The organism is Candidatus Thiodiazotropha endolucinida (assembly GCF_001715975.1).
In the GTDB taxonomy this organism is placed as follows: domain Bacteria; phylum Pseudomonadota; class Gammaproteobacteria; order Chromatiales; family Chromatiaceae; genus Thiodiazotropha; species Thiodiazotropha endolucinida.
Map to the genome: position 1 here is coordinate 1 of NZ_MARB01000028.1, position 25317 is coordinate 25317.

At 54.0% G+C, this 25317-nt stretch carries 13 protein-coding genes; 3 read left to right on the top strand and 10 right to left on the bottom strand.

What is annotated here, in order from left to right; all coding sequences use genetic code 11:
• From CODIS_RS17880 to CODIS_RS17915, 8 genes are all read right to left on the bottom strand, one after another.
• A partial coding sequence (locus CODIS_RS17880; RefSeq protein WP_069127709.1) for an FG-GAP-like repeat-containing protein occupies positions 1–6311 on the bottom strand: 6311 nt, incomplete at its 3' end.
• The gene (locus CODIS_RS17885) at positions 6308–7474 is read right to left on the bottom strand and encodes an efflux RND transporter periplasmic adaptor subunit (RefSeq protein ID WP_069127713.1); all 1167 of its coding nucleotides are present in this window, start codon (positions 7472–7474) and stop codon (positions 6308–6310) included. The genes CODIS_RS17885 and CODIS_RS17880, both read right to left, overlap by 4 nt.
• A gap of 270 nt (positions 7475–7744) precedes the next feature.
• A complete protein-coding gene (locus CODIS_RS17890; protein WP_154723194.1) occupies positions 7745–9928 on the bottom strand; it encodes a zinc metalloprotease in 2184 nt (727 codons plus the stop codon).
• Complete coding sequence (locus CODIS_RS17895) at positions 9865–11610, bottom strand: efflux RND transporter periplasmic adaptor subunit (protein WP_069127720.1); 1746 nt, start codon at positions 11608–11610, stop codon at positions 9865–9867. The genes CODIS_RS17890 and CODIS_RS17895 overlap by 64 nt, the downstream gene beginning before the upstream one ends.
• A gap of 99 nt (positions 11611–11709) precedes the next feature.
• Positions 11710–12162 (bottom strand): glutaredoxin domain-containing protein, encoded by a 453-nt coding sequence (locus CODIS_RS17900; RefSeq protein WP_069127723.1) that lies wholly within the window; start codon positions 12160–12162, stop codon positions 11710–11712.
• An 81-nt stretch (positions 12163–12243) separates the two neighbouring features.
• Positions 12244–13281: an anthranilate phosphoribosyltransferase gene (locus CODIS_RS17905; RefSeq protein WP_069127725.1), complete on the bottom strand. Its 1038-nt coding sequence runs from the start codon at positions 13279–13281 to the stop codon at positions 12244–12246.
• A gap of 87 nt (positions 13282–13368) precedes the next feature.
• The gene (locus tag CODIS_RS17910; RefSeq protein ID WP_154723195.1) at positions 13369–14628 is read right to left on the bottom strand and encodes a heme oxygenase-like domain-containing protein; all 1260 of its coding nucleotides are present in this window, start codon (positions 14626–14628) and stop codon (positions 13369–13371) included.
• A gap of 42 nt (positions 14629–14670) precedes the next feature.
• Positions 14671–15585 (bottom strand): LysR substrate-binding domain-containing protein, encoded by a 915-nt coding sequence (locus CODIS_RS17915; RefSeq protein WP_069127731.1) that lies wholly within the window; start codon positions 15583–15585, stop codon positions 14671–14673.
• Positions 15586–15859: 274 nt separating this feature from the next.
• Here CODIS_RS17915 and CODIS_RS17925 point away from each other — a divergent pair, with 274 nt between their 5' ends.
• The 3 genes from CODIS_RS17925 (at position 15860) to CODIS_RS17935 (ending at position 21358) form a co-directional block, all read left to right on the top strand.
• Positions 15860–16693, top strand: coding sequence for a sirohydrochlorin chelatase (locus CODIS_RS17925; RefSeq protein ID WP_069127737.1), 834 nt, complete (start codon positions 15860–15862; stop codon positions 16691–16693).
• A gap of 115 nt (positions 16694–16808) precedes the next feature.
• A complete protein-coding gene (locus CODIS_RS17930) occupies positions 16809–17705 on the top strand; it encodes an adenylate/guanylate cyclase domain-containing protein (protein WP_069127740.1) in 897 nt (298 codons plus the stop codon).
• 224 nt (positions 17706–17929) lie between these two features.
• Positions 17930–21358 (top strand): mechanosensitive ion channel domain-containing protein, encoded by a 3429-nt coding sequence (locus CODIS_RS17935; protein WP_083220884.1) that lies wholly within the window; start codon positions 17930–17932, stop codon positions 21356–21358.
• A gap of 77 nt (positions 21359–21435) precedes the next feature.
• Here CODIS_RS17935 and CODIS_RS17940 read toward each other — a convergent pair whose 3' ends face one another.
• Positions 21436–24255 carry a bifunctional diguanylate cyclase/phosphodiesterase gene (locus CODIS_RS17940; protein WP_083220885.1) on the bottom strand — a complete coding sequence of 940 codons (2820 nt, stop codon included), beginning with the start codon at positions 24253–24255 and terminating at the stop codon, positions 21436–21438.
• Positions 24252–25223: an ABC transporter substrate-binding protein gene (locus tag CODIS_RS17945; RefSeq protein WP_069127745.1), complete on the bottom strand. Its 972-nt coding sequence runs from the start codon at positions 25221–25223 to the stop codon at positions 24252–24254. The genes CODIS_RS17940 and CODIS_RS17945 overlap by 4 nt, the downstream gene beginning before the upstream one ends.
• Between the last annotated feature and the right edge of the window lie 94 nt (positions 25224–25317).

Below are 25317 nucleotides of genomic sequence, written 5' to 3' on the forward strand. Positions count from 1 at the left end.
GTGTTGCCGTTGTCGTTGATCGTGACGTTGATCGTATCGGCGTCATTGCCTGCGGTATTGGTCGTACCGTGCAGATAGGTGATGTTGCTCGCGGTATTGAAGTAGTTGTTCAGATCGCTCAGCGTGCCGGTCAACGTTCTGGCTGTGCTCGTCCCGCCGATCGTGATACCGGTCCCCGCGGCCGCACTCAGGTCGCCACCGGTGCTGGTGGTCAGGGTGACCGTCAGTGTGCCTGAAGCGGCATCGACGTCAGCAAAGTCAATGGCCGACAGATCGATGTTGCTGGATACATCCTCGGTGACCGAGATATCGCTCGGCAACGAGCCGGCGTTGGTCGGGTTATCATTGACCGCACCGACACTGATCGTCGCCGTCTCACCGATATCGCTGCTGGTATCACTGCCGCCGCCGTTGTCGGTCACCGTGTTCAAGGTGATGGTACGGGCCGTGGTCGAGGGATTATCCGCAGCCGGATCGATGCCGTAGGTAATACTCTCCAGCACCAGTTCAGCAGCGGCGGCATTGGTGCCACCGGCAAAGGTGATCGTGACCACGCCGGTGGCCTGGGTGTAGCTGTAACTGTGCCCACCGCTGATGGCACCACTGCTGTCGCTGCCCAGGCCGCTGATCGCAGTCCCGTTGATGGTCAGGGTATCCGAGTTATCGATACCGCCGCCGAGGGCCAGCTGGGCCGAGGCGATGTCATCACCGGCCTCGATCGGATCGATTGTGACCGTGGCGAAGACCGCACCGGAGGTGGTGTCGGTATTCTCGGTCAGGGTGTCATTGGCGGCTGTGGCAGCCAAGGTCGGGGTATCGTTGACCGCGGTGATTGTCACCGTCGTGCTGCCCACGGCCTGCAATGCGCCGCCGGATCCCTGGGCACCGGCATTACCGTCGTTGAAGGTCCAATCGATTTGCACGCTGGCCGGCGGCACGTCGTTGCTGTTCGCGTAGGTGATCTGGCGCAGGATGTTGTTGACATCGGCCGAGGTGGGTGTCTGACCGTTGGCGTTGGTGAAGGTGATGACCAATTCGCCTGCCGTGGTCGTGGTGTCGAACGATGCAACGATCTGACTGCTCTTGATCAGATTGCTGCCCGATAGCGTGATGCCGTTGCCGTCGTTGAAACTGAAAACGTCTTCGCTGTTCGCGGCGCCGTTGCGCACTAAGGTCACACTCGCGCCGTCGTAGTCGCCGTTGCCGCCGTTCAAGGCATCGAGTTCCGGGTCGCTAATATCGACATCTGCATCCAATACGACGGCCGGTCCATCTTCGGTAAAGGCCGGAGTGCCGTCCAATGTCGTGGTCGACACATTCTCGTACCAGGCAATCTCATCGGCGGAGTTTGCCGCGGACAGCACATCGAGGTCGCCATCGCTGGTCACGTCCGCCACGGCAACCGATGTGGCAAAGCCGGCGGTATTGGAAATGATGTGCTCGGAAAAGTTCTCGCTGCCGTCGTTCTCATACCAGGCGATCGTGGCATCCGTCGACGACGCCGACAGTACGTCCAGATCGCCGTCCCCGTCCATGTCCCCCGCGGTTACCGATCGAGCACCGTTAGCCGATGTGGTGATTGTATGGGCGGTAAAGTTTTGGCTGCCGTCGTTTTCGTACCAGGCAATCTTGTCGTCGTTACCGGACGCCGACAGCACGTCCAGATCGCCGTCTCCATCGACATCGGCGGCGTCGACGGCGCGTGCACCGTCGGCGCTGGTGGTGACTGTCTGCTCAGTGAAGTTTCCGTTACCGTCATTCTCGTACCAGCCGATCGTATCCTCACCGAACGAGGCCGACAGGATGTCGAAGTCCCCATCGCCGTCGACGTCTGCCGTGGTTACAGAACGATTTGTCGATGTCGTGTTCGCAATCGCATGGCGGGTGAAGTTCTGACTGCCGTCGTTCTCATACCAGGCTATCGTATTGTCATTGCTAGACGACGACAGTACGTCGAGATCGCCATCGCCGTCCACGTCTGCCGTTGTTACATCATTCGCGAAAATGGCCGTATTAGTAATTACGTGCTTGGTAAAATTTCCACTGCCGTCATTCTCATGCCAGGCGACGGTGTTGTCAGCTGACGAAGTCGACAGCACATCGATATCGCCATCGCCATCCACATCGGCGGAATGCACCGTATTTGCGCCGTCCGCCGCGGCGTCGATGATCTGCTCGCCGAAGCTGGGAACACCGTCGAAACTCGGCGCCTCATTGACCGCGCTGATGTCCACATTCACAGTGCCAAGATCGATATCGGTGCCGCCACCGGCACCGGTGTTGCCGTTGTCGTTGATCGTGACGTAGATCGTGTCGGCGTCGTTGCCGGCTGTATGTGCCGTACCGTGCAGGTAGGTGATATTGCTGGCGGTATCAAAATAGTTGTTCAGATCCGTCAGCGTGCCGGTGAGGGTCAAGACCTTCGATGTGCCAGCGATCGTGATGCCGGTGCCGGCCGCCGCACTCAAGTTGCCGCCGATGCTGGTGGTCAGGGTGACCGTCAGCGTACCGCCGCCGGCGTCGACATCCGCGAAGTTGATGGCCGACAGATCGACGTTGCTCGAGACATCCTCGGTCACACTGATATCGCTCGGCAAGGAGCCGGCGTTGGTCGGATCGTCGTTGACCGTGCTCACAGTAACCGTGGTGTCGTAGTCGACACTGGTACCGCCATCGCCGTCAGTGAGTACAAAGCGTACGGTGCGTGCGCCCGTGGTCGGGTTTTCGGTGTCGGTGTTTTCGTAGGTGATGTTGCGAACGAGCGCGGTGACCGCAGTGGCATCGGCGTCGGCATCGAGCGTGATGACCAGATTGGTGCCGCCGCTGCCGCCGGTGAAGGTACCGATTTGGGTACCGCCGTAGCTGACGGCACTGCCCGATACCGTGATATTCGTTGGGCCGGCGCCCTGATCACGGATCGCGAGCACGTCTTCAGCATTGTCGCTGCCGGCCTGGAACGAAACGGTCAGCGTGCCGGTATCGAAATCGCTGCTGTCGACATCGGCCACGATCGATGCGGTGCCTTGATCGATGACCTGGGCGCCGTCGTCTTCGTTGTAGGCCAGGCTGTCACCACCCAGATTAGCGATGGTCGGGACTTCGTTGTCCGGCGTGATATCGACATTGACCGTGCCGAGGTTGATGTTCGTACCGCCACCGGTGCCGGTGTTGCCGTTGTCGTTGATCGTGATGTTGATCGTGTCGGCATCGTCACCGTTGGTGTCTGGTGTACCGTGCAGGTAGGTGATATTGCTCGCGGTATTGAAGTAGTTGTTCAGGTCGGTCAGCGTGCCGGTCAGGGTCCGGGCAGTGCTCGTTCCACCGATCGTAATGCCGGTGCCGGCGGCGGCGCTCAGGTTGCCGCCGGTGCTGGTGGTCAGGGTCACGGTCAGGGTGCCGACACCGGCATCGACATCACTGAAGTCAACCGCCGACAGATCGACATTGGAGGAAACATTCTCTGCGACGGTGATGTCGGTCGGCAAGGAGCCGGCGTTGGTCGGATCGTCGTTGACCGCGGTGATGGTGACGGTCGTGCTGCCCACTGCCTGTAACGCGCCACCGCTTCCTTGACTACCGGTATTGCCGTCATCAAAGGTCCAATCGATCTGCACACTGGCCGGCGGTGCGTCATTGCTGTTCGAATAGGTGATCTGGCGCAGGATATTGTCGACGTCGGCCGAGGTCGGTGTTTGACCGTTGGCATTGGTAAAGGTGATCACCAGTTCACCGGCCGTGCTAGTGGTGTCGAACGACGCGATGATCTGGCTGCTTTTGATCAGGTTGCTACCCGACAGCGTGATGCCGTTACCGTCGTTAAAACTGAAGACGTCGTCGCTGTTCGCGGCGCCATTACGTACCAGCGTTAGGCTTGCGCCGTTGTAGTCGCCCTGACCGCTGCTGAGCGCATCGAGCTCTGCGTCGCTCACATTGACATCGGCATCCAGCACCACCGCCGCGCCGTCTTCGACGAAGGTCGGCGCACCATCGAGCGTCGTTACGCTCATCACGTTCTCGTACCATGTGACAGTGTCGGCGGCATCGTCGGTCGCCAGCACATCCACATCCCCATCGCCGTCCATATCGGCGACTGCAACCGAAAACGCCTCACCGGTCACACTGGCGATGGTATTGGCGGTGAAGTTCTCACTGCCGTCATTCTCGAACCAAACGACGTTGTCATCGGTGTACGATGCCGATATCACATCCAGATCGCCATCGCCGTCGATATCTGCTGCCGCAACCGCGCTGACGGGACCGGCAGCGGCAGTGATGGTATGCAGGGTGAAGTTTTCAAAACCGTCGTTTTCGTACCAGGCGAGCTTATCGGAACTTCGCGATGCCGATAGCAGATCCAGATCGCCATCGCCATCCACGTCGACCGCGACGACCTGTCGAGCCTCGTTGGCCGAGGTTGTGACCGTGCGCGTGGTGAAGTTCTCATTACCGTCGTTCTCGTACCAGGCGACTCTGCCGTCGTATGCCGATGTCGAAAGTACGTCGAGGTCGCCGTCTTCATCCAGATCCACTGTGCCGACGAACGATGCGCCGGAGGCGCTGAACGTGATCGTACGGGTGGTGAAGTTCTCGTTGCCATCGTTCTCGTACCAGACGACGCGGTCGTCTCCCACCGACGCCGACAGCACGTCGATATCGCCGTCGCCGTCGACGTCGGCGGTCGTGACCGCGAATGCGGTGTTGGCCGACGTGGTGATGGTGTGGGCGGTGAAATTCTGGCTGCCGTCGTTTTCGTACCATGCGATCTTGTTGTCGTTTTGCGAAGCTGAGACAACATCGAGGTCGCCGTCACCGTCTATGTCCACCGTGGACACCCCCGCGGCGCCGTTGGCAGATGACGTAATCGTGTGGGCGGTGAACGACGGCGGCCCGGCGGCATCGAATGTCGGTGCGGTGTTACTCAGGAGTTCCGCAATATCCGACGTGGACAGCGCACGATCATAGACGCGCACATCGTCCTGTAACCCGTTGAAGAAGGCGATATAACCCCCCGCGTCACGTACATTCCCGATCGCCATCGAGTCCAAGGAAGTTACAGAAGAGAAGAAACTCGATGTCGAACTGTTGCCATCTCGATAAAAGAGCCCGGCCAAGGAAACTTCTACACCGTCGATATAGATGCTGTTGCCGGAGCCATCGACTGTTACTGCAACATGATGCCAACTGCCGTCGGCGTAGCTGGCGTTTGTTTCAACGGAAAGGCTATAGAAGCTGTTGTTGACGACGTCGAAGAAGATCCGGCCATTGTCCATTCCGAACACAACGACACTGCTGGAGTCCGCGGTATCGGTGATCGAGAACATCGCTTGGGCGCCGCTATAAGAAGTGTTGATCCAGGCAGCAATCGTTCCCTCTGACAGGCCGCTAAAGGCACTCACATGAGTGTTGAGCTGGACGAAGTCGTTAAAGCCGTCAAGATTCAGGTTACCGTCGCCGATCGGATTGGACGATCCAGGATTGTCAATAGAGGCACCGTTCGTGAGTGTTCCATCATGGGAATTTCCCGAGCTGTCGGTCGCATCTGAATCGAGCGTCCAGTGACCGAGCAGGCCCGTGGTGATATCCAACCGGTTCAGCCATGCTTGCTGGCCGTCAATGCCGACAGCGACGTCAGTTTCAATTGAACCTTCAACGACCTCAAGATCCCAGTCGCCATCGAGTGTTTCATGACCTGTCACATCGTTGGAAGCGGCGACATCGGCGCCGGTCAGGGCGGCGAATTGCTCAATAAAACGTTCGCCGGTAGCGGTGGAGGCGATATCGCAGCCATAGATCAACCAGTCACCCCCGGGATTCAGGGCCTCACCCCAGGCACTGATCTGTTCTGCCGACTGCTGTAGTCCATCCTGGTTAAGCGTGGCATTACCCAGCCGTATCTCACCCTCTCCGCCGTGGCTGATCAGGTGGATAGCGTTAAGCCCCTGGTATTGCGCGAGAGTTTCGTTAAGCTGTTCGATGCCGTTAGCGGAACTGTCGAGCAGTACGATCTCGAAGCTGCGCCCGTCTCCATCACGGCTGATCAAATCATCGACCAAGGACTGATAATCCGGTGTCGCGGGATCGATGATCACCAGTTCCCGGGTCGATATATCGGATTCGTCAGTCTGGTTTGACAGGACGGATTGTAACCCGGCTTCAATGGTCTGTAGCTCTGTTTCATCAACCTGCTGCTCGACATCGTTCGATGCCGGATCGACAGCAACTCCCACCAGGTCGGCGGAGAGCAGGATTCGGGGCTCCAGCTCTTCGCAGATCAGGGTATTGGACCGTTTTTTGGATCGCCTGCGTCTCATCGCTCGACGATCCTGGTCTCGATTCCCAAGTCCGTGAGCTGCTGCCGATAATTATCGACCACCCTGCGGTTTTTGAAATATCCCAGGGAGATATGCCCTTTCAACGATCCCTTGGCGATGACCCAGGTATCCTCCACACCCTTTTGCCTGAGAGTCTCCGCCTTGCGCTTAGCCTTCTTCAGCGGCAGCAGTGAATCCTGGGTTACCAGCAGGTAGTGCGGCTTTCGTGCAGTTTTTTGACCAGCGCCATCGGTGGTGCTCACCGCTTCGGTCTTCGATCCGACTGTTGCTTTCTCGACAGGTTCTTCAAACTCTTTTGTGGGTTGGGCATGTGCGACCGCATCAGCCTGGTTCAACTTCACAGGCTTAGGCTGCCTGTCAGCCATCTTATCGAGAAATCGCACCTGGCAACGCAACCCGCTGGTCAGGCGATAGTCGTCATTGGGGATCTCCAGACGGATGCGGAATGTGCCGCTGGCCGCGTCGAGTATCGGATCGACGATCTTCACCACTGCCCGATGATTGCCGCCCACCGGCAACTCCGGCCTGACCATCGCCAACTGCCCGGTCTTGACCTTACCCAACATCGAGACCGGTGCGACGACTTCGACGCGCAACGGATTGATCTGGGCGATTTTTACGATGGGACGCTCCTCCACGGACTCGCCCGGATTGAGGTAGCGCTCAACTACGATACCTCCGACAGGACTACGAATCGTATGGCGGTTATAGAGCGCTTCGGCCTGCTTCAGGTCGAGTTCCGCGAGAAACTTGTTCTCTTTCGCCTGGGCCAGTTTATAACGGGTCAGGCGGGTCTCGGTCTCGACCTTGTCGAAATCCTGAAAGGAGGAGAGGTTTTTTTCGTGCAGCTCCTTGACCCGGTTCAGCTGACGCCGACCGTAGGCGAGACTGACCTCCTGCAGACGCACGTCGCTGTTGATCGATGCCTTGGCGCGAGCATATTCCAGGGCTGCCTGTTCAACCTCGGATTCAAGCTTGGCGATGACCTGGTTCCGGTCAATGCTGTCCCCCACGTCCACGGAGACGGCCTCGAGAATACCATCGATACGGGAGCTGAGCTCCACGGTCATGAAGGGTTCAATTACACCGTCAAGTGATTCGGTTCCATCCGCAATAAGTGTTGATGAAAAGAGGCAGATCATGCCTCCTATCGTTAGATACCATTTGCTCATGTCGTTTATTTACTTTTTTCACACGCTTGCCAACACAGGTTACAAAGACCGAGGATCCGTTATTGCAAATGATTCTTATTCCCTTTCGATATCAAGGCTTTGCATTCAACTAATCGGCTGAAAAGTTGCTACCTTGACCAACAGAACGTGACTTTTTAAACAAAATTAACACTTTATGACCCGAATTCCCAAAGCACTCTACCTAATTATGGTTACTTCCCCATCGAAGCCTTTGGCGGTTCAAGCCCTAAACCGCTTGAGAAACATCTGCCTTATTGAACGGTACCATTGCCAGCCCAATGGCAGTGGACGGTGCTCGAAACGGACAATGATGCGCTCACCCAAACGGGTAATCCGCTGATCCAGCTGAAGTCGGATCTCAAACACGGCCTCCAGGGGCCGCGTGCCGTCCTCATCTTCGGGATGAAGCACGATCATACCGCCCCCCAGGCGACCCAACGCGGGGCTGGGAAGGCGCTGTCGTGATTCGGGGATATGTCGCTGCAGGCTTACCGGCAGGTCGTCGGCAGGTCTGTCGGCGTAGACCGCTTTTATCTTGCGGGAAAACTGCCGCACCAGGCCGATATCCTGCTGTGATACAACCACCCTGATCTCCGGCTGACGGTTATCCAGCACATAGCCGATCAACTCACCCTGGGTTAAAAACCGGCCGGGCAGATCACCGGGTTGCTGTACTAGGAATGTGCCTTCTAGGGGACTGCGGAGGGTAAGCCGCGATGCCTGTTCCCGCTTTTGTGACACCTCTGTTTCAATCAGGCGGATCTCTTCCAGCACGATTTCCGCTTTGACGGTTTCGTCTTCACTGACCAGGGTCTCATACTTCACTTGCAATGCGCTCAGCCGTCCGGCCAGGCGTTTCAACTCAGTCTGTAGAAAAGGGTCCTCCATCGCTACGAGGGGCTGGTTTCGCGTAACAGAGCTGTCAGATGTTGCCAACAGCTCGACAATCTCACCTTCGGCACCTGCACGCACTTCCGCACCGTCCGGCGGAAGAATCACGCCCTCGGCATGGGTTGCATGGGGAACGGGGATGACGAACAGGATCAACAGCAGTGACAGAGCGATCGAGGCAGTCACCAGCAGGGCGCGCCTGCGCCGGTTGACGAGCTGCCGGCTGGTGAAGAGATAGTTCAACTGCTTGGCGAGGGGCAGTATCACCATCCCGATCAGGGCCCAGACTGCGATTGCCTTACCCACCAGCGGATAGCTTTCAGCCACGAACAGCATGATCGTAATGAGGATAAAGAACCGGTAAAAGAATGCGGCGATCCCGTAGAAGATGAACCAGCCCCGTTCCCAGTCGGTCTGGGCGGGTGAGTCTGCATGCTCCACACCGAACAAATAATGTTGCAGCAGATAGCCGAGGTAGCGGTTGGCGCGAATGGATAGGTTGGGTATGTCGATCAAATCGGCAAAGACATAGTAACCATCGAATTTCAGCAGCGGATTGCCATTCACCAACAGGGTCGAGAGCCCACCGATCAACATCATGTTGTAGGCCGCGGCGTTGACCCACCCGGGTCCGGTGGCCAGCCACAGCCAAAGTCCCAGGCTGGCAAGCAGCAGTTCCGCCATGATGCCGGCCGCACCGACTACAATCCGCGCCCTCCGCTCGCTGAATCCGCTGGCGGCGGATGCATCCACGTAGGGCATGGGTATGAGGGCCAGCAGCAATACCCCGACCTGATGAATTTCACCCCCCCAATACTTGGTGGCGAATCCGTGTGCTGCCTCGTGGAATAGCTTCATCAGTAGGTAGACCGCACCTATCAGCAACAGATTATCCGCCGACAGAAGCTGGCTGGTGACGTTACCCGTGATCTCCTGCCAGTGCAGCGCCGCCTGCAGCAACCCGCTCAGCACGATCAGCAGCCACAATCCCATGCCGACTCGACCGAACAGCGGCTGTACCGCCGGCATCAATCTGTTCAGCACTCTATCCGGATCCCATAAAGGGAGGCGCAGTGAAAGTGGGTTGCGCAGCTGTCGCAGCCATTGAGGTGGCTGTTTGCGGCGCTCGAGAATCTTCAACACTTCGCTTTCCGGGCTATCCATGAGCGCCCCACCCCCTTTCAGCTGCATCAGCAGGCGTATAAAAGCCTCTTGATCCAGTGGATGACTCTGGGGTTGTTGCACCTCTTGCCAGATCATTTCAAGGGTGCGATTGCCGTCAAAACGGCTGATCAGCTTATAGGCCCCAGCTGAAAGGCGAAAATGACGTTCGCTGATCGGGTCCTGAAGCAGATACCAGGTCTCTCCCTGATAGCGCTGCCGGCGGATCACAACCTGCGGATTGAGGCGGGGACGGGCGTCGGCGATCTGCTGCCAAATAGCGTCCATCAACCCCACCAGCGCCAGAGCTGCAAACGCAGCCAGTCGATCAAACGGTGGCTGACGAGCCACAGCAGGCTGCGCTTGCCGGCATCGATCTTCGCCACGCCCTGCAACCCAGGTCTCAGATGTTCTTCCGCATCCTCCAGTTCCGCTTCCAGGGTAAACAGGTAGCTGCCTTCGCTGGCCGTGGACAGGGGTAGGATGCGCTTCACGCTGAAGCCATAGTCGAGATCGGGATACCCCGCCAGGCGCAAATGACCGAACTGTCCGATCTGCACATCGGCAATATCCAACTCATCCACCTGCAGCATGACACGGTAGCTATCGAGAGGGGCAATCTTGAACAGCTCTTCTCCCCGCTTCAGAGGGGCGCCAAGGGATTGAGTGAGATCCCCACTGACGATGACACCATCCAGGGGCGCCTTGATAAGACTCCTTACAAGTTTCATCTCCACCAGGTCGAGTTCCGCCTGCACCTGCCGGCGTTGCGCCTGCAGCACCGAGACCCGGCTGCGCTCATGGGTCGCCAGCGCCTCGCGCTGCTCCCGCTTCAACTTCGCCAGCTCGGTCCGCCATTTGGCCTGCTCGAGCTTCAGGTCCTTGTCATCCAGCTGACACAGCAAGACCCCCTCAGCCACGATATCGCCCGCTTTGGCGGACACCTCTTGCAGATAGCCATCAAACGGAGAGGTGATGACACGCTGGATTCGCCCCTCCAGATTGGCGCGGGCATCGATATGGTAGTCAACCTCGATCAACCCCGACACTACGAGGATCGAGATAAGAGCGAGCAGACTCAGCTTCACTCCCAAGCCTTGCGGACCCAGCCAGCTTTTAAATCGCTGTTGCAGGCGATCGTGGACCAAGCGATGGAGGGATTGCTCACTGCGCTGCCGGTGATGCAGCAACAGCCCGATCAAACCGGCCGCCTGCTGACACTCCGTCTGTTCTTGCGGCGTGAACGGCTGCAGTCGATGACGCTCCAACAGCAACGCCCCGACCGGTATGTCGCCCGTCTTCAACGGAATCGTACAGAGCGTCGCCTGCCCCACTACCCCGGCCAGGGCCTGTTGGCTGTTCAGCAGCAGATCGCTCTGTGATGTCGCGGGCGGATAGTGCAGCAATGCCTGTTGATCGATGGCCTCGAACATCGCTTCCTTGAAGGCGCGCACCAATCCGGTTTCCCGCTTGATCTCGACGGGGGGGTATGTGGCCGAGATCTCGAGACGGCGCGCATCCCCCAGCGCCAGGGTTACCCGGTCGCAATGGAACTGTTTGGCAAGGAGTTTGACAATCGCCGCCGACGAGAGCGGCCTCTCGGTCATGCGTTCTACCCAGTGGGCCCCTGTCGCTTGGCTTCTGTTCGCTTGTTTCAACAACAGCTTCAACCAGCGCAGGCTCCACTGCAGCGCCTGTATTGCCGCCTGCTGTTTCCGTACCGACCGGGGACTCATACGGAGTGCAACAACCCACTTCGGCTGACCGCGGGAAACCAGCGGCACTGCCATGAAATCTGAACCCTGAACAGATCGGGAGGCGGGAACGATCAACTGCCTGCGGGTCTCAAAAGCCTTGAGCGCAACCTTCAGCAAGGCCTTTTCCGGTTGCTCGTCCTCCGGCCAGCGTACAACGCTGATCTCCCCACTCTCCGTGGAGCCTTTTTCAACGACAATAGCCGACTGAATGCCGCTGACCAAACGGCACAGCTGTTCCAGCCATTGCTGTATCACTACCTGGGAGGATGAAGGCATGCTCCGCAAAACTCCTATGATTCCTAATCACTGTTTTCGGTAGTGAAAAGGATATCTTTACGTGCCGCCCTGTGAGTCAGTTTCGATCTGCTGCGCAGGTCAATTGATACTGCCTTGATAAATCTCACTAAAACCGGCTTCGGAAAAGCCGTTCAACCGGCGCTTGCCAATCAGAATGATCGGTACGCCCTTGCCCCCCATCCTTTTAAAATCGCGTTTGCCTTTCCGGCTGGTCTCGACATCGTACTCCACATAGGGAATCGCGTTGCGCTTAAAATATGCTCGTGCCTTTTTACAGTAACCGCACCTTTTGGTGCTGTACATGACCACCTTTTCACGTCTATACCCGGCACCGGCTTTTCCTTCGATCGGCGGCGCATGATAGACATTGGGTTTTACTGTGACAGGCGTTGACTCCCCTGACACAGGCGGTTTATCGCCAAAATGGATTTTTCCGTTCTCATCGCGCCACTTGTATATGGCATCTGCATTGACAATACCGCCGGCAATAGCCACTAACAGGCATCCAAAAGCCAATTGAATCAGTCTCATCGCCCTTCCGCTCTAAATTGACTACTCCGGTATTGAATCTAATTTGTTTCGCACTCAGCATAGTTGAAAAACAAAGACTGTTCAGTGTTGTAACTCACGAAGTTTCTCTGCTACCTGTCCCGACTCAAACAGCTCCATCGCCAATCGAATACCTTTTCCGATGTCATCAGTCTTGTTGCCGAGACAGATCCTGACTCCCGCATTGTAGAGAATGGCATCGAGATGTCTGTCGCTTTTTCCGGTCAGGGCCTCTTCTACGAGTCGCGCAGTCACATCCACGGATTCACAGGGGTGGTGGGTTTTGTGACTGAAACTGTAATCGGCGGGATCGAGGGTGTACTTCGATAGAGTGCCGTTATTGAAATCGGCAACGGCCACCGGTTCCAGCGGCAACTCGTCACAACCATCCAACCCCTGCACTGCGATCACCCGCCGCTGTCCCCGTTCACCCGCAGCGGTGGCAAAACGCTCCAGGAAACTCTTGTGCGCAGCTCCAATCAATGAATAAACTGCACCTGCAGGATTGAGCATAACCTCGCAGGCGTGCAGAAACGAACGATAGAAGAGCGTCTGACGTATCGGCTTCAACCGCTCCACTCCATGCAGGTAACTTGCAGCATGCAGATGACCGAATCCCTTTTCTTCAATATCCCTCGACACCCGATCCGGTTCCCGATAGGCCGGAATACCCAATGCTTCAAGCAGACGAGCGGTTGTAACACCGTCTTTGGGCGGAAGCCCGGTACTCGAGTGCATCACCACCGGTACACCCGCCGCGGCGGTGACTATGGCTGCCGCGAGGCTTAGATGAAGTGCGTTTTTGCGTCCATCATAGGGTCCGTTGCAATTAAGCAGACCGTCAACCTTCGGGGCCATCAAGGCGGCACTCCCTTCCATGGCATCGAGAAATCCCTTCATCTCCTCTACCCGCGCACCCTTGAAGCGCATTGCGGTGAGGAATGCCCCGACCTGGGCAGGTTGCGCCTCGGCGGACATCAGGAATGTCAACGCCTCGCAGGCCTCTTCGCGGGACATATCCTTGGCTCCGCGGGGGCCCTTGGCAGTGGCGATCAGGCGCTTGCGAAATACCTCAGCCGCCTGGCTCTTCTGTTGTTGCATTGCTTACTCCTGATCGACAGACGATACATAGTTACGCCGTAGGGTGCGGCTTGCCGCACCGAATTTTTTTAGGAAGCGCTATTACGTTCAATTACAACTGGGGCCGTTAACGAACACAAAGGGAACACGCTGACAAGCCTTGAAATCAGCCGCATCCACCACGGTAGTGTTGGCCACGTCCTGACGTGCCGCAATCAGCGCCTTCTCAATGCGCCGATCGCTGATATGGTAGCGGGGATCGAGCCCAATGCCGTCTATGTCTTTGCAGGGTTCATGGAACAACAGCCGATAGAGATCACTCATCATGTTATAGCGGCTCGACATCAGTATATTGGTTGCCTGTTTGATCTGTTGCAGGGACTCCTTTTCATGACCGAACAGGCTGGTCGCCAACATTACCGAGATGGCATGCAGCACATCGTATTGCACATGGGCGATGAAAACGATCAGATGGCGCTGAGTCAATACAACATTCTCACGCCAGGCCCATCGGATCATACCTCCCAGCAACAGGCTGAAAAATTCCGGGACACCCCATTCCATACCCAAACCCACCGATGCCAGGGATTCCACCAGACTGAACGTTGGATGACCGGCCAGCAGACGCTGGGTGAGGACATTGTCCGCCACCCCGTGAAGCATCGGTACATCCTGCTCTTCAAATGGAATACCGAGACCATCAAAGAGTTGGCGGTACATGACGATATGGGTGGTTGAATTAAGCAGGCCGGACAGATCCGGGTAACTGTCGATGCTATGTGTACCCACGCCATACTCGTCGGCCAACAGCTGCGCCAGAATGATCTGCGCCAGTTCAGACACCCGCTCGTTGAGACTGCCATAGGGGAGGTCGATGAAACCTGAAAAGCGTCCCTGCGCCAGGGCTACACACTGGCGGGTGTTTTTGACCTGATTGAAATAGTTGGTGGCAAATACACTCAGTTGCGCGGCATCGAATTCACCCTTGAAGATGCGTACGAAACAGGGGTGGCTCCAGACCGGGTGCGACATGACATGCTCATGGAGTTCGAGAAACATCTCCTGCAGTGCGCCGGGCCTGAACAGGTCCAGTTCACTGAACTTGTTGGCAGGATCTCGGTCAGCGATGATTCGCATATCCTCAAACAACCGGTGCAGTGGATTGTCTGCTGACGCCAGTTCGTCTATCACACGGGTAAAGTCTTCCAGCTGACTCTGCCTGAATTCAGCCAACACCTGTTCCGTATCCAGCGATAAAAGATTGGGGAGCGGATGCACGCCAGGCAGCAGTGTTGCGGTTCCATCACTATTCACCTGCAATAGATCAGAGAAACGCCATGGACTATCGCCGGGTATCGCGGTCGTCATATCAATCATACTCCTGGTGATACTACTCAGTCCTGACTGCTCTCAGAGTTTCCTGACTGTATTCGGTAACTGAGATCGGATAACGTCAGCCAAGACCTCGATCGCCTTTTTACGGGGAAAGGTCTTTCTGAAGACAAATTGCACCCGCCGATAGGCATCTTTAAGATGCAGTTTTCGAGCTATGATCCCGGAATCTGTAGTCCAGCTCCCCTGCACAGCCAAGGCGGGCACCAGTGTACAGCCAAATCCTGCACCCACCAGTTGCAGCAGGGTCTCCAGGCTAGCGGCCCGGAGATCGGCCATCTCATTATCGATGATACCCTCCTTGATCCGGCACACATCCATCACCTGATTGGTGAGGCAATGTCCATCCGCCAGCAACAGCAGATTGATACGACTCAGATCGCGACGGCTGATCTCGTCCTTGTTGTAAAGTTCATGATTTCTCGGATGGGCCAACCAGAAGGGCTCCTCAAACAGCGGCATCACCTCCAGCTCGGGCTCTTTCACTGCCGTAGCCAGGATCGCCACATCGATCTGGTGATCCAACAAACGCTGGGTCAGCATATCGGTGATCTCTTCAGAGAGTATCAGCCGCATCTGCGGATATTGCACCTTTAGCGGCATAAGAATCAGCGGTATCAGATAGGGGCTGACAGTTGGGATGGCGCCCACGCGTAACGCACCTGCCAAAGGATCACGCTGCGCTTGGGCCAGCTGCTTGATCACATCGGCCTGTTCCAGGATCAGTTTGGCATGTTTGACGATCTCCAACCCGATCGGTGTGGTGGAGACCGAACGATTGGTACGTTCGAAAATGGTAACGCCAAGCTCTTGTTCCAGTTTCTTGATTTGCCCACTGAGGGTGGGCTGACTGATATAGCACTGTGCAGCTGCATGGCCAAAATGCTCAGTCTCAGCAACGGCGGTAAGGTATTTCAAGTCTCGCAAATTCATGGGAGCAATCGGTTCTATCAATCACAATCCCGATATTAACCTATTCTGTTCTATCGATGCCAATGACAGATCTCAACCCATACCGGGTTGCAGAAAGAGGATCGGAAAAAGTGATTCTGACTTGGCTGAGATCGATACCAGGCAGCCTGAACAAAGCGCAAGGGTTTTTGACACTACCGAATAGTGAAAGCATACTCATACCCTTTTCAAGCCCCCAGTGGCGATGCCAGGCAGATGTCGATCCCCAATCAATATCAAACACCGCCCCTGAGCCATGAAGAAACCATTAATACTGCTACTCGACAACGGCTCCATACAACCCCAGGCCACACGTAACCTGAGGAAGCTGGCTGCCGAGCTTAGCCGCCTTAGCCAATACAGGGTATACCCCGTCTCCCTGCAGCAGGCCGACAGAATAGCGCCTGGTGAGCTCGACGGCATCCCGGCACAGCTGCTGGAATCTTTTCTCTCTGCTCAGCTTGAACGAGGTATCAGGGATTACCTGGCCATACCGCTTTTTTTCGGTGTCAGCAGAGCTCTTACCTCGTTCATCCCCAATCTTGTTGAATCCCTCCAATCAATACACGGCCCCTTTCGCTTGCACATTGCCGATGTGCTCTATCCCCTACCCAGAGGTGAACCCAGATTGATAAAGATCCTGAAAGATCAGATTGATCCACTCATTTCAGGATCCACTCAACCACGGGTCATTCTGGTTGACCATGGCTCGCCGCTACCGGAAGTGACAGAAGTACGGTTACGGATCGCAAGAGAGCTAAGCAGTCTCTTACCACCTGATGCTCAATTAAGTGAGGCCGTAATGGAACGCCGTAAAGGGAGTGAATATGATTTCAATGGTGAACGGCTTGATCAAGTGTTGCAGAGGGAGGCACAGAGAACTCTCCAAACACCGATTGCACTCTCCCTTTTGTTTCTTTCCCCTGGCAGGCACGCCGGAGAGGGTGGTGATATTGCAACCATATGCGGTGATATTGAACGGCTGCACCCGGGGCTGGACATCCGCATTAGCCCCCTGGTTGGCGAACACCCTCACCTGATCGAGGTCCTGCTGGACAGATTACGATCAGGGCTGAGGGCATTGGATTGAGTTTAAACCTATACTCGGACTATGCACAAAGTGATAACGTATCAAATCCAGGGAAATTCCACATGACAACCCAGGCCTGTCAACACTAATCCAATACAACTTTCGAAACTGCACCATGTCAACAGCGGCTCAAAAATCATATGCCATCGTCTTTGCCGATATAGTAGACAGCACCCGCATGTATGAAAATCTGGGTGACAACCGCGCCAAACAATTGATCACCGACCTTGAGGATATCATTGCAGAGGTCGTGGCGGAGACCGGTGGATATGTTGTAGAAGTAGTCGGCGATGAGGTGATGAGTCGCTATAGCCATGTCTCTGACGCCGCGACAGGAGCCTGCCTCATGCAGGAGCGTGTGGACGCCTATGCAAAACGGTCCGGTATGAAACTGTCGGCAAGAATCGGTCTCCATTTCGGTCCCGCCATTGTAGAAGGCGGCCGAATGTACGGCGATTCAATAAATATTGCAGCACGCATGGCAGCGATCGCTCAATCACAGCAGATCATTACAACCGAGCAGGTCGTACAAAATCTATCCGATGAGCAAAAAAAAATCGTACGTCAATTCGATAAAGTCAAGGTAAAAGGCAAACAGGAGCGAATGGTTATTTATGATCTCCTATGGCGAAAGGATGATGTCACTTTCATACACACTTCTCCGCTGACACAAAGCACAGTAACAAGGATACTGACCCTCCAATATGGCAACCGGCGTTTCAACTTTCTACCGCAGCAGGGTAGCATGCATATCGGCCGCGACTCGAGCAATGAGCTCGTGGTTACGGCCGCCGCAGCCTCCAGAACCCATGCTGTGCTCGAGTACAGCCGGGGCAAGTATGTTCTTTCGGATATCAGCACCAACGGCACATACCTGACAACTCAAAACCAGCAATCACTCTATCTAAGACGTGAGACCGTACCTCTGCTGGGCAGTGGGAAGATCGGGCTGGGAGAACCTGTATCGGATAAGAATCAACATGTTATCCGTTACTATTTTCAGGAAGTCTGAAACAACGTCAGCCTGGCGGCAGAGAACTGTACTGGCCATCATGCGGACGAAATTGAGATAAAGTGTATTTGTTACATATATTGAAGCATATCACCCTGTTGAATAGCGAGATTGCACAAATATAAGCAACGATAAATGTGATCAGCCACAAGCTTTAGGACAGGTAAAGAAACCTTTTAACCATCTAACACACTAATGCCACTTCGGATTACGAATACATTTCCATGTCCTACTCTTTACCTATTCGCCGGCAACCGCTGACAGGGCTGTTAATAACACTCCTCTGCCTCTCCCATACGCTGATTGCCTGGGCCGAGTCACCTTCCCTGCCGCTAGAACAGAGTCAGCCGCTCACCCGGCAACAGCTGGAGCTTGCCCGCACCAACATCGGTCAAGAGACCGCTTTGGATGCAACACAAAAGGCTAAGATTCATGAGTTCCTCGAGCAGGCAGACAACTGGTTAGGCCAGGCTGACATGGTAAGGGGCGAGATCTCACGCCTTCAAAAACAGATCCGGGATGCACCGCAAGTAATCCAGGACCTGCGAGCGAACCTGGATCATGACTCAGATGCTGACAAAGCCCTCGAGGATTTCATTCAATCTTCTGACCTTGCCGCATTGGAAATACGCATCAGCAAGGAGGAGCTGAACCTGGCCCAGACCCGTGATAACCAAAAGACGCAACTGGAAGAGCTTTCGACACTGCTGGCCGGCAGCAAACAGATCACTCGTGAAATTGCCATCCGAACGGATTCTCTGGCTCAGATCCAGTCCGATATTGAGGTGTTGCCGCAGAATGAACTGAAGCAGATCAGGCAGGCCAGATTGATGTCGCTGCAGGCAAGAAAAGCCATACGCGAAGCTGAGTTCGATTTGCTCACGCTACGCCTGGGAAATCTTAGCCTGCTGACCAATCTGAGCCAGGCCCAACGGGATGCGACAATTGCCCATGTCAGCCAGTTGCAGTCGAGTTTAAAACGCCTGAATCAAGCGGCTGCCGAGATAAGGGAAGACCAGGCCAAACAGGCCCGGCAGGCAGCCGAACTGTTGGAGCAGGAAACAACCAACCTGCCGCTGCCGCTTCAGAACATCGCCCAGGAAAACGCGAAAACCCGCTCAGAACTCGAGCAGTTGGTTTATTGGGAAAAGCGTGTCTTACAGCAGTTGACAACGGCAAAGGGGAATTTGGAGCAACTACAATCAGATTTCGAACACAGTAAACAGCGCGTAGAGGTTGTGGGCCGAAGTGAGGCGATAGGAAAAATGTTATCCCGTCGCCACGCCGCACTGCCATCACTGAGAAGCTACAGGCGTTCTTCCGCCAAGCGCAAGTATGAAATCAACAAGGCCACAGACCGCCAGATAGAGATCGAAGAGCTGCTCCTTGAACGCGGTAGCCTCTCTGACCACGTTGAAACGGTCACTCGGTCGATTCTGGAAGATCTATCAGGGCAAGAGAAACAACACCCGCAGAAGCAGGCATTTTCTCTGGCAGAGGCCAGGCGTGAGACGCTGAATGAACTGCAAAAAGCATATGGCCGCTATATCGGCCAACTCACATCCCTTGACCTGGCTGAACGACAGTTACTGAATATTTCAGAATCCTACATCGATTTTATCAATGACCAGTTGTTATGGGTCTCCAGCAGTAGTGTGAGCCAAGTCTTCAGCCCATCCCGACTGGCATCCGGCATCGGCTGGCTTGTCTCGCCAGCGCATTGGCAGGAAGTGGGCGCCGATTTGATAACCACCAGCCGGCACAAAGTGCACTTTGCTTTCATGCTGCTTTTTATCTTCTTGTTCGTAGTCTGGAAGCAACCCTTTGCACGACTGCAAATACCAAATCTTGCCAGAGCCACACGCAAGATCAGTACAGACTCTATCCGCCTCACACTCAAGGCACTGTTTTATACACTGGTAAAGGTCATGGCTTTGCCGGTGGTGATGATAGGGACAGGCCTGCTATTGAGGTCACAGCCAACCGCTGCGCCATTTACTTTGGCCATGGCCACATCCCTGATCACCGTCGGTATAACGCTGACTGCAGCCCTGATGCTTTACCAGTTGTGCCTGCCCGAGGGGGTCGGTACACGCCACCTGCGCTGGAACAACAAGGTCTGCAGATCATTGGCACAGGAGCTGCGCTGGGCCATTCCTGTCGGTGCGCCATTTCGGTTCCTGATTGCCCTTGGCGCGGGTGACAGCCTCCCTGTCGATGCCCTTGTCATCAGCAGTACGGCAACTATCGTGCTGATGATCGTATTCATCGTTTTTACCTACCGGCTGTTGCGCAAACAAGGATCACTGATGATCTCCTGGAACAGCATCAATCCGAACGCTTTGCTGCTGCAATTGCATTTTCTATGGTTTCCTTTTTTGATCCTTATCGGAGTCGGCCTGATTTTCTCCCCAGGGTTAGGTTACATGACCCTTACTCTGAGTCTACTCGATCATGTTGAATCGACAATCTGGTTTTTTATCGGGCTGTTCACCTTGAGAGAACTGCTATTGCGCTATCTTTATATCGCTGAGCGCAGATTACGCTATCAAAACGCACTGCAAAGACGAGATGAACTGCGCGCTCAAAGGGAGCAAGAACATCAGCAGATTGAAGATGAAAGCAGTGTCATAACAACCGAAATCCCCGAACTGAATTTCGATGCCTTGAGCGAACAGGCCAAACGGCTCGTGCGCTTCGGTTATCTACTCGGTTCGGTAATCGGTGCCTGGTTGATATGGTCGGATCTTCTCCCGGCACTGGATTTTCTTGATAACATTCAACTACCGATAAATACCAGTGAAATGGTTGACGGGATAGTAACGGAGACACCGCTGACATTAAGGGACATCATCATCGGTATAGTTATCCTGATCGTCACCTTTCTTGCTGCAAAGAATCTTCCCGGCGTACTTGAGATCACCCTGTTGCAGCGTCTCCCCCTCGAATCCGGTGCGCGCTATGCGTTGACTACACTGTTACAGTATTTCATCGCCGGTATCGGGCTGATCATAGCCTTCAGCCTGATTGGCTTTCAATGGTCGAATATTCAGTGGTTGGTAGCTGCGCTGGGCGTGGGACTCGGCTTCGGTTTACAGGAGATCGTCGCCAACTTTGTCAGCGGCATCATACTGTTGTTTGAACGGCCCATACGTGTCGGTGATGTGGTAACACTCGACTCCACAACAGGCGTTGTCTCCCGCATCCGCATCCGCGCCACTACAATCACCAATTACGATAAACAGGAATTACTGATACCCAACAAGGAGTTCATTACCGGCAGGGTCATCAACTGGACCCTGACCGACAAGGTCAACCGAATCATCATCAACGTCGGAGTTGCCTACGGCACCGATGTGAATAAAGCTATGGAACTGATGATCGCGGCAGCGCATGAGAACGATAACGTACTACAGGATCCGAAACCTGTCGCCACCTTTGAGGCGTTCGGTGACAGCGCTTTGACACTGCTGCTTCGTGCCTACCTCGGATCTATGGATAACCGACTGGCGACGATAACCGCATTGCATACAGCAATCAACGACAAATTCTCCAAGGCCGGCATTGAAATTCCTTTTCCACAACGCGATCTTCATGTGATCAACTCAAGTCCGCCTGACATCACAATCAATACTCCCACGGACCCCCGTTAGCGTACTTCAATGGAATAGTCAGCTGATCGAATGAACGTTAGGTGGCAGGCAATTATACCGCAGCTCAGGCACGAAAATCAGCGCTTACCGGTCAAGGTAACACCGACCCCATCACTGTCATCCTGATGCTGCAGCATACCGACCAGTTGTTTCGCCGGCAACGGCTTACTGAAAAAGTAACCCTGAGCCATTTCACATCCCTGTTGCTGCAAAAACTGCAATTGACTTTCCGTTTCAACGCCTTCAGCGACCACACCAAGCCCCAGACTTTGCGCCAATGCAATTATTGCGGATGTGATCGTTACATCATCCTCATTATCCGGGATATCTTTGACAAAGGCCCGGTCGACCTTCAAGTTATCCAAAGGAAGCCGTTTGAGATAATTCAGTGACGAGTATCCGGTACCGAAATCATCTACAGAGATACTGATACCCATATCCTTGAAATCTTTCAAGGTAGTTATGGTTTCGTTCACATTACGCATGATTACACTTTCGGTTATCTCCAATTCCAGATATTTAGGATTTAACCGTGAATTTTTAAGCGCCTGAGCAACCTTCATACTCAAGTCACGCTGGATGAACTGCATACTGCTCAGATTTACTCCGATCCGAATTGGCTTGTAACCGGCATTCTGCCATTCCTTGTTTTGTCTGCAGGCCTCATTCAACACCCACTCACCAAGTTCCATTATCATACCGGTCTCCTCGGCGATCGGTATGAACTCAACTGGAGAGACCATCCCCAACTCCGGCTCGTGCCATCGAAGCAGCGCTTCTGCAAAGACTATTTCTCCACTGGCAAGATCGATTTGCGGTTGATAGAAGAGCTCCATCTCATTGCAGGCGAGAGCCTTACGCAACTTACCCTCTAACTTCAACCTGGTTGTCGCCAGTATATTCATCTGCTCCGAATAGAACTGGAAATTATTCTTGCCCACCGCCTTAGCATGGTACATTGCGGTATCCGCATTCTTCAGCAGCTCCTCAACGTCCCGACCATCCCTGGGAAATATTGCTATCCCGATACTGGGTGTAACGTATACCTCATGCCCGTTCAGGTTATACGAGCGCGCAATCGCATCCTGCACCCGTTTTGCCACCAAGGCCGCCACTTCCGGTTTCTGAATATCCTCAAGCAGCACGGTGAATTCATCGCCGCCAAGCCTCGCGATATTGCAATTCTCTATCTCACATTCGCAGTTGCGCTCCACTAAATCCGTATCCCTGAGTTGCCCCTCCAGGCGGCTGGTTACATTTTTGAGCAGCATGTCTCCAATGTCATGACCCAATGTGTCATTGATACGCTTGAATTCATCAAGGTCAAGATATAATACTGCACCGATACGCTGGTGCCGCCTGGCAACATTGATGGCGCGGGAGACCTGTTCCTTGAATGCCTGGCGGTTAGGCAGCTTGGTCAGTGAATCGCTATATGCCAGCATGCGGATCTTTTCATCCCACTGCTTACGCTCGGTAATATCCCTGGCAAACACGCTTAGTGTGAATACTTCCCCGATTCTTGAGCAGGAGATAGCGAGGTCGAGGGGGAATTTTCGGCTATTTCTGTCCCTACCTTCAACCTCCAATCTGACACCGGTTGGATGTTCCTCAGACCCCTTGAACATGGGTTTGAGAGCATCCGTCGCTTCCACCAATGAATTATGGGTAAGGATGAGTTGAAGCAGATGCAAACCGAGCACATCCTCTTCATTATAGCCGAACACCTCAACCGCCTGCTGGTTCCAACTTAGAATCATACAGTTGGCGTCAGCCGTTATCACAGCATCAAATGCTGTATCTATTACATGAGAAAACCTCTCATCTTCCGCAGCGATCGCAGCATTTGCTTCATCTTCCTTGAGTTGAGCGATTCGCATGTTTCTATATACCGCTATAGCCAAAAAAAGAATCAATAGTGACAACAACCATATCGCCAGCACATTCTTCCAATCAATTACGTCAGCCCTTATTCTTTGGTTCACCAGTAATTCAAAAACTACGCCGTAGACTTCGATCTTCTGCCGGTATTCGAAGGTACTCAGGTCCACCGCAATTTTGGCTATGTTTGACTTGCTGAAACCAGCCATTATTCCGCCATGTGTCATCTGATCCCCATCAGTAACCGGCAGCAACGATAGATCGTATGGCATGCCTGCTTCTATGATCCCATCTACAAACCGTTCAAGTTCAATACAGAGAACAGCCATACCGTTGAACATATCCACCCGCTCCTGCATCTTTTCCGGTGGATAACGCCCAAGATAGACGGGCTTCAGAACAAAGTACTGGGATTTACCCGAACTGTTTATAACAACAGGTCCGAAGGAAACTATTTCACCGCCTTTTATGGATTGCTGCAGCGCATTAAATACACCCGGTTGTCGAGTCAGGTCGTAACCCAGTAAATTAGCGGAGCGTGGATCCATAGGCTCGATAAAACTGACCGGCAGATAGTAACCGCCAGTTCCGATATGATCACCACCTAACTGACTATCATTCTTTAATCTGAAACTGACAAAACCCTGTTCCCGCATTTGCGCCTCGAATTCATCCCGTCTCTCATTGGGGATCCTCGTCATGTGCATGATTGCGCTGATAAACGGATAGGCCTTGAGCATCTCCTGGGAAAACGATGTCTGTTCTGCAATACCGAGGAAGTCGCTCGAGTGGTAGAGCCCCACCAGGGAGGTTAAGACTGTCTCCAGATTGGAGATCCGCTGACCGAGTGTTCGATGTATCTCCCCGGCGCGATCGTTAAACTCATTATCAACCGTGTGCAGTTCCACCCATACCGAAAATATAAGTGAAACCCACGAGAAGATCACAATCGACAGCCAGAGAACAACAGCCCGATAGCCTTTAAAGATCTTTTCCCTGGAGTTGAAATACATCATGAACTGACTTTTTTCGCCTTTCTCAGCAATGACTCCGGAAGTCTGATCCCGCTCTGCTCCAGGATTGCGTGGTTAATCCAGATATCCCATTTGCGATTGGAGACAATAGGGATTTCACTGGGTTTTGTTCCATCAAGTATTGCCAATGCCACCAATGCGGCCCACTCCCCATGCTCTTCAGGTATTTTTGTCAGGCCAAGCAGTGTATATGGCATCATCCAGCCATGATTGGTCAAGGTCAGGGTTTTCGTGGATTCAACAACAAATTCCGAAACAGATTTTGTGTTCCAGTCATTGATACCCGAATTACTGCCAATCACTACAAAATCGAATTCCTGTGCTTCCTTGTATGCACTCATCCACTCCTTGGTGGTGTTTACCAGATGATCCTCCAAAACGATGCCATGCTTGTCAGCCGCACGCTTGAATCGCTTCAGATTTTTCCTTTCAGTCAAAGTCGATGCACCGATATAGATTGCCCGGTGTGCACCTCCCTGTATATGTCTTGCGTTGTCGAACAGGACATCAATAGGCGCCACTTCTACCATTCCCGTGGTGTTGCTGTAGGGAAATCCATACTCATCAACATTCCAGTTGATACCGCAAAACACAAATGGAACCTGGTGATCCTTAAAAAAGGGTTTAATGACATACTTGGCGGCATTATCATCTGCGGTGATCACAACATCGGGTCTCCAACGCTCGATCAACTCCCTCGCTTTCCTTGCCGCCTCCTTTTTAGACACTTCGTCCTTATGCCTTTTTGTATCCATATCAAACTGTTTTAATTCACATTTACCGCCTAAGGTTTCACGTAAACCGCTCTCTACCCCGTCTGACCAGGCATATCCTGTATGGTAGGAGGAGATAAACAGACATTTACTGGCGACCGCCTGGCTGGATAGCAATGCTGAAAACAAAAGAACCAGAGCGATTAATATATTTTTATGTGTTGTTATTACCACCATATTCAACTTGTTCCATGTCTAAATAGGAGGAATTAAATCGGACAGGACTTTCAAAATATATCGGCAGATAATTCAAAACTTTACAAATCTGTCA

Bases quoted from the DNA above. Each gene is read 5' to 3' on its own strand.
- CODIS_RS17885 (WP_069127713.1), bottom strand. From the start codon at position 7,474: ATGATCTGCCTCTTTTCATCAACACTTATTGCGGATGGAACCGAATCA.
- CODIS_RS17895 (WP_069127720.1), bottom strand. From the start codon at position 11,610: ATGCCTTCATCCTCCCAGGTAGTGATACAGCAATGGCTGGAACAGCTG.
- CODIS_RS17900 (WP_069127723.1), bottom strand. From the start codon at position 12,162: ATGAGACTGATTCAATTGGCTTTTGGATGCCTGTTAGTGGCTATTGCC.
- CODIS_RS17905 (WP_069127725.1), bottom strand. From the start codon at position 13,281: ATGCAACAACAGAAGAGCCAGGCGGCTGAGGTATTTCGCAAGCGCCTG.
- CODIS_RS17910 (WP_154723195.1), bottom strand. From the start codon at position 14,628: ATGACGACCGCGATACCCGGCGATAGTCCATGGCGTTTCTCTGATCTA.
- CODIS_RS17915 (WP_069127731.1), bottom strand. From the start codon at position 15,585: ATGAATTTGCGAGACTTGAAATACCTTACCGCCGTTGCTGAGACTGAG.
- CODIS_RS17925 (WP_069127737.1), top strand. From the start codon at position 15,860: ATGAAGAAACCATTAATACTGCTACTCGACAACGGCTCCATACAACCC.
- CODIS_RS17930 (WP_069127740.1), top strand. From the start codon at position 16,809: ATGTCAACAGCGGCTCAAAAATCATATGCCATCGTCTTTGCCGATATA.
- CODIS_RS17935 (WP_083220884.1), top strand. From the start codon at position 17,930: ATGTCCTACTCTTTACCTATTCGCCGGCAACCGCTGACAGGGCTGTTA.
- CODIS_RS17940 (WP_083220885.1), bottom strand. From the start codon at position 24,255: ATGATGTATTTCAACTCCAGGGAAAAGATCTTTAAAGGCTATCGGGCT.
- CODIS_RS17945 (WP_069127745.1), bottom strand. From the start codon at position 25,223: ATGGTGGTAATAACAACACATAAAAATATATTAATCGCTCTGGTTCTT.